This is a genomic window from Nguyenibacter vanlangensis, from assembly GCF_013376155.1.
Classification (GTDB): Bacteria; Pseudomonadota; Alphaproteobacteria; order Acetobacterales; family Acetobacteraceae; genus Gluconacetobacter; species Gluconacetobacter vanlangensis.
Map to the genome: position 1 here is coordinate 1 of NZ_JABXXP010000943.1, position 896 is coordinate 896.

The 896-nt window shown below is 69.6% G+C and carries 1 protein-coding gene; it reads left to right on the forward strand.

Annotated features, from left to right (window positions below):
• Window positions 1–831 (forward strand): argininosuccinate lyase (argH, locus tag HUK84_RS20340; protein ID WP_176641814.1); only part of this gene is annotated, 831 nt, incomplete at its 5' end.
• Window positions 832–896 lie beyond the last annotated feature (65 nt).

Here is an 896-nt window from a genome sequence, read left to right on the forward strand (position 1 = left end):
CGCCGGCGCCTGAACGAATGCCCGCTCGGCTCGGCCGCGCTGGCCGGCACGTCCTTTCCCATCGACCGGCGGATGACGGCGGCGGCCCTGGGCTTCGACCGCCCCACCGCCAATTCGCTGGACGCGGTGTCCGACCGGGATTTCGCGCTGGAATATCTCTCGGCGCTCTCGATCCTGGCCATGCACCTGTCGCGCCTGTCCGAAGAAATCGTGATCTGGTGCTCGGCGCCGTTCTCGTTCGTGCGCCTGTCCGACGCCTTCACCACAGGCTCGTCCATCATGCCGCAGAAGCGCAACCCCGACGCCGCCGAACTGGTGCGCGCCAAGATCGGCCGCATCAGCGGCGCGCTGGTCGGGCTGCTGACGGTCATGAAGGGCCTGCCGCTGGCCTATGCCAAGGACACGCAAGAGGACAAGGAACCGGTCTTCGCCGCGACCGACGCCGCCGCCCTGTCGCTGGCGGCCTGCGACGGCATGGTGCGCGACCTGGTGCCCCATACCGAACGGATGCGCACTTATGCCGGGTCGGGCTTCTCCACCGCCACCGACCTGGCCGACTGGCTGGTACGCGTCCTGAAACTGCCCTTCCGCACCGCCCACCACGTCACGGGCCGCCTGGTCGGCCTGGCCGAAAAGCGGGGCGTCGACCTGGCGGACCTGACGCTGGAAGAAATGCAGGCCGAGGAAGCCGGCATCACCGCCGAAATCTTCTCGGTGCTGACCGTCGAATCCTCGATCGCCTCGCGCACCAGCGAAGGCGGCACCGCGCCGGACAATGTCCGCGCCCAGGCCACGCGCTGGCTGGCCGCCCTTGGAGAGCCCGCGGCATGAGAAGCATGGGCGGCATGACGAAGGGCGCGATGACGGGCGCGACCCGCCTGCTGGGCACGCTGCTG